General features: G+C 38.4%; 4 protein-coding genes and 2 pseudogenes. 2 read left to right on the top strand and 4 right to left on the bottom strand.

The window, feature by feature from the left end; all coding sequences use genetic code 11:
- A pseudogene (locus B4C08_RS07875) lies at positions 1-180 on the top strand (formylglycine-generating enzyme family protein); the annotation flags it as partial.
- Positions 181-302: 122 nt separating this feature from the next.
- Here B4C08_RS07875 and B4C08_RS07870 read toward each other — a convergent pair.
- A complete protein-coding gene (locus tag B4C08_RS07870; RefSeq protein WP_296664285.1) occupies positions 303-1,133 on the bottom strand; it encodes a hypothetical protein in 831 nt (276 codons plus the stop codon).
- A gap of 136 nt (positions 1,134-1,269) precedes the next feature.
- Here B4C08_RS07870 and B4C08_RS07865 point away from each other — a divergent pair, with 136 nt between their 5' ends.
- Positions 1,270-2,067, top strand: a complete 798-nt coding sequence (locus B4C08_RS07865; protein WP_296664284.1) for a DUF4491 family protein — start codon at positions 1,270-1,272, stop codon at positions 2,065-2,067.
- 2 nt (positions 2,068-2,069) lie between these two features.
- Here B4C08_RS07865 and B4C08_RS07860 read toward each other — a convergent pair whose 3' ends face one another.
- The 3 genes and pseudogenes from B4C08_RS07860 to B4C08_RS07850 form a co-directional block, all read right to left on the bottom strand.
- Positions 2,070-3,299 (bottom strand): M20 family metallo-hydrolase, encoded by a 1,230-nt coding sequence (locus B4C08_RS07860; RefSeq protein WP_296664283.1) that lies wholly within the window; start codon positions 3,297-3,299, stop codon positions 2,070-2,072.
- A 76-nt stretch (positions 3,300-3,375) separates the two neighbouring features.
- The gene (galE, locus tag B4C08_RS07855) at positions 3,376-4,356 is read right to left on the bottom strand and encodes a UDP-glucose 4-epimerase GalE (protein ID WP_296664282.1); all 981 of its coding nucleotides are present in this window, start codon (positions 4,354-4,356) and stop codon (positions 3,376-3,378) included.
- A 254-nt stretch (positions 4,357-4,610) separates the two neighbouring features.
- Positions 4,611-4,977 (bottom strand): annotated as a pseudogene (locus tag B4C08_RS07850) (ABC transporter ATP-binding protein); the annotation flags it as partial.

Genomic DNA, 4,977 nt, shown 5'->3' with positions numbered 1-4,977 from the left:
CTTTACGACATGAGCGGAAACGTAAGTGAATGGTGCTGGGGCTATAACTCCGACGGTGCACATGGCGGTTCTTGGGCCGATGTCCCGGAATGTTGCACTGTTTCGTACATCGACTACGCAGTAGAAAAACATAGGCGATACGGCACCGTTGGCTTCCGCGTTGTCCGCACTGCAAAATAGCGTTCTACATCATGTTCTTACGTGCGCACGTCAGACAGGCCGACACATTCTTGCAAGGCCCCCTGCCCAAAATTCTTTGCAAGGGGTGCTGACAAAAATCCTTTGTGCTTCTTTTACAGAGGCTATTTATAAGTGAAATAGTCGTTTGCCCCCTTTTTTCCATATCCTGGTTCAGAATCATAAACTGTGTGGTAGAAAAACAGGCGTACAGTTTGCCCTTCCTGTTTTGTCAAAAAATAGACATTGAAATTATATCTTCCATTTCTATTATAATGAAAGTTTCTTTCATCATAAAATAACAAATCTTCATCAGAGAAATCAAAAGAAACAGTATCACCTGAAAGTTCGCCTTTATAAGCTCCCAGCCAGCCCCATCTTTCATCAAAAAGTTCACAAACAACATCACCTAAGCAATTTGCATTTTTAACTGAAATTCCTTCAAAGCTAAGAATTCCGTTTTCATATTTCCTTTCAATATGAGGATTGCTTAGTATCTTTATTTCACCTAGTAAATTTTCACCTTTAGCCACAACTTCAACAATAGACGAGTAGCCTAGGCGCACAGATTCTTTTCCGGTTTCATTATGATTAAGATTCGCATAAAAGCTGTATTTTTTTCCATTGTCAACAAAAGGAAAATAAACGGTTCTGTTATTTCCACTCAAATCAATATAAGCTGTTGTCTGCCAATATCCATCATCTTCAGATTTGTACACAATATCTGCGCCATTACATCCATCAGGCAGATTGGAAAACATAAGTTGAATTCCATTTCCGCTTGGTGAGTTGTAGGCTGAAAGGCAATTTATTCCAGTTTTCTCATTATTATTTTCGTTTCCAGAATTTACCAAGCCAGATAACTTTTCATCATCAAGCGAACCGTCAGCCTTGCATCCACAAAACATGGACACCACAGCAAATACGCAAAGTGAAATTTTCAAAAACTTCTTCATAACAATTCCTCCAAGAATTAACAGAAATGGCTCTCAATAAAGAGCAACCCCTATTTTACCCCCCCCGGGATTTGTCAAGATATTTTGTAAAATTTTAATGTTTTACATTTGCGCATCTATTTTATAAAATAAGTGCATGTTGAATTTTTACGGAATAGTCATTGCATTTGCGTCATTTTTTGTAATTGGAATTTTTCATCCGATTGTTATAAAAGGCGAATATTATTTTTCTGAAAAAATTTGGCCGGTTTTTCTTGCGGCAGGAATTTTATTTTGCGCAGTTTCTGTTTTTACAAGCGGAATTGTTTCAGTTTTATGTGCGCTCATGGGAAGCGCGTGTCTTTGGAGCATAAAGGAACTTAAAGAGCAGACAAAGCGAGTTCAAAAAGGCTGGTTTCCGCAGAATAAAAAAAGAAGGCAAAATGCTTCAATGCAAGGAAAAATTTCAGAAGCAATAATAATCCGGCCGATTCAGAAAAAAGACAACGAGCAGCTGGCTTCTATAATCCGTGCAATATTTGAAGAGTTTGGAGCGCCAAAAGAAAATTCAGTTTATTCAGACAAGGCTACAGATTTTCTTTTTGAAACATTCAGCAAAAATAAAAAATCAGAATATTTTATTGCGGAACACAACGGAAAAATTCTTGGAGGCTGCGGATACTTTCCAACTGAAGGGCTTCCGGCGGATTGCGCTGAAATTGTAAAATTCTATCTTTGCCCGGACTCACGCGGAATGAAAATTGGAACGAAACTTTTCAGTCTTATTGAAGAGCGCGCAAAATTGGCAGGCTACAAAAAACTTTATATCGAATCGTTCCCGCAGTTTTCAAGCGCAGTTTCAATGTACAAGAAAAATGGCTTTACAGAACTTTCTTCACGGCTCGGAAATTCTGGGCACACTGCGACAACAATTCACTTGATAAAAGAAATTTAAAATTACCTGCATGCCATATATGCAATTGTAAGAGCATCCTTTGCAATGTTTTTTACGATTGCATACTCGTTTGGCTGATGCGCAAGTTCATCCATAGTTGACCAGACAACAGCATCAATTTCGGCATTTCGAAGTCCTGCGGCAACAGTTCCTCCGCCAATGCCAACAAAGCGAGGTTCAATTCCGTGGACATTTTTTATGGCTTCAAAAAGTTCTTTTGCAACAGGAGATTCCACAGACGTCGCTTTTGACTGTTCTGCCTGAAGTTCTTCAACTTGAATTTTTACGCCGTAAATTTCTTCAGTTTCCCGAATCACTTTATTCACTTCCGCTCGCACTTGGTCAAGAGAATACTGCGGAAGAATGCGGCAGTCCGCGCAGAAAATATCATCGCCCGGAATTATATTCACACCTGAAACATTTTGATATTGCATTGTCGGCTCAAAAGTTGAACGCGAAGGCTCAAACATTTTATCATGCGCATTGAAAACTTTTTCAAGATTATGAATTTTTAAAGCAAGATAACTTGAAGCGAGTTTTGCATTGCATCCTTGATCAGGGCGAGAACCATGCGCTTGTTTTCCAATTGTATGAAACTTAAGCCAAAGAATATTTTTTTCCGCGACTTCAATTGTCTGTCCTAAATGGTCTCCGCCGTCTGGAATAAGAATTCTATCATCCGCTCCAAAAATGTTCTTGTGGTTTTGTATAAGAAAATTCATTCCGTACTTTGAGCCAACTTCTTCATCAGCCATAAACAGAAGCTTAATTGTATGAGCGGGAACAACATTCTGTTTTACAAAACTCAGTGCCGCAAGAACTCCACTGCAAAGTCCCTGCTGATTGTCTTCAACTCCTCTGCCAAATATTTTTCCATCCTTTTCAATAGCTTGCCACGGATTTGTATTCCATAAAGAAGGCTCGCCTATAGGAACAACATCAAGATGAGCGCAAACCCAAATACAAAAATCATTTTTTTCACCGGGAATTTCAGCGACTAAATTTGGGCGGAATCCGGCAGGAACTCTTGAGTCAGGAGCATCATAATGCTTAAGTTTTTTTATTCCATTTGACAAAAGCCAGTTTTCAAGTGCCGCGCATTTTTTTTCTTCACCCTCGCCGCCATTTTCAGGAGCAAGAGCAGGAATAGAAGTCAAAAGCTTTTCAAGCTCCACCATGCTGCAAGTATTGTTTTCTATATAATTTTTTATTTTTTCAAAATCAGAATTCATATTTATATCCTAGAAAAGTTTTGAAAAATTATAAAACAAAAAAGCCGCCTGTTTCAACAGACGGCTTTGTGCAAAACTAATTTTCGCTGTAGTACTTTAGGTAAGCGTCATAGGTTGATTTTATCAAAGTATCAACATCGCTGTATTTTGGTTCCCAGCCAAGAACCTCTTTTGCCAGTTTAGAAGAAGCTGTAAGCTGAGCCGGATCTCCTGCGCGTCTGCCAACATATTCTGCAGGAATTTCTTTTTTCGTTATGCGGCGTGTAGCTTCAAGCATTTCTGTAACAGTAATTCCGTTTCCTGTTCCAAGGTTAAGAGTAAGACTTTTTTTATTCTTGGCAATATATTCCAAAGCAAGAACGTGAGCAGAAGCCAAATCCGTTACATGAATATAATCGCGGATACAAGTTCCATCGCGAGTGTCGTAGTCGTTTCCAAAAACCTTGAGTTTATCGCGCTTTCCGCAGGCAACTTCCATCATTACAGGAAGAAGGTTCGCCGGATTTCTTTCAAGTCCGTAAATAACGCCTTCAGGATCGTAGCCTGCAGCATTGAAATATCTAAGAGCCGCAAATTTTAGATTCTTAAGCTTGTCATACCACCCCATGAATTCTTCAATTTTAAGCTTTGTAAATCCATAGTAATTTTCAGGATTCTTAGGATGATTTTCATCAATCGGAAGATACTGAGGCTCGCCAAAAGTCGCTGCGCTTGAAGAGAAAACCATGTTGAGACAATTGTGGGCAACGGCAGCATTCAAAATATTTAAAGTTCCGTTTATGTTGTTTATTGAATATTTTTCCGGGAAAATCATAGATTCGCCGGCAGCCTTGAACGCAGCAAGATGAATAAAAGCATCAAATCCACGGGCAAACGCTTTGTCCAAATCTTCTGGGTGAAGAATATCGCCTGCAATGAATTCATTTTTCTTAAAAAGATTCTGGATAAGTCCGCTTGAAAGATTGTCAAAAACTGTAACTTCGTGGCCTTTTGCCATAAGTTCTTTTACAACGTGGCTTCCAATATATCCAGCGCCACCAATAACTAAAACTTTCATTTGTTCCTCCCATAAAAAGTCAATGAGAAAATATCAACTTCCGATTTGACTTTTTAAGCTGTCCCGCAACAAAGTAAGAAACAGCAGTTGATAAAAAAGCTTGCAACGCAAACTTGTAAAAATAAAAACTGACACTATTTTTGGCAGTTTTTATTTAGACTATCTTGAATTAAACTGAAAATATAATAATCCAATAAAAGTAATTTTTCAATTTATATTAAAAAAAAATGCGCAACAAATTGCACAAATTCTCATCATGAAAACGCCTCTAGTTTTTCAGCAGCACAAAGCCACTGAGCATTGAGCTCTTCAAGTTCCGAAGCAATTTTTGAAATTTGAGATTGAACAGATTTTGCAGTTTCGCCATTTGAATAAACTTCCGGCAAAGAAAGCTGGTTTTCAAGTTCCGATTTTTTCTCTTCCGCCTCAAGAATCATGGCTTCAAGTTTGTCTGCTTCTTTTTGAATTTTTCTTTTCTCAGAATCACGTTTTTTTTGCTCTTCCCAAGAAAGTTTTGATTCAGTTTTTTGCTCTGCTTTTTTAGTTTCTGAATCCAAAACTTTTTCGCTATCCGCAGACTGTTCTTCTTCAATGCGCTGCATATAATATTTGTAGTCGCCG

Source organism: Treponema sp. UBA753 (assembly GCF_002297325.1).
Classification (GTDB): domain Bacteria; phylum Spirochaetota; class Spirochaetia; order Treponematales; family Treponemataceae; genus Treponema_D.
This window is presented reverse-complemented; position numbering and strand designations above follow the sequence as displayed.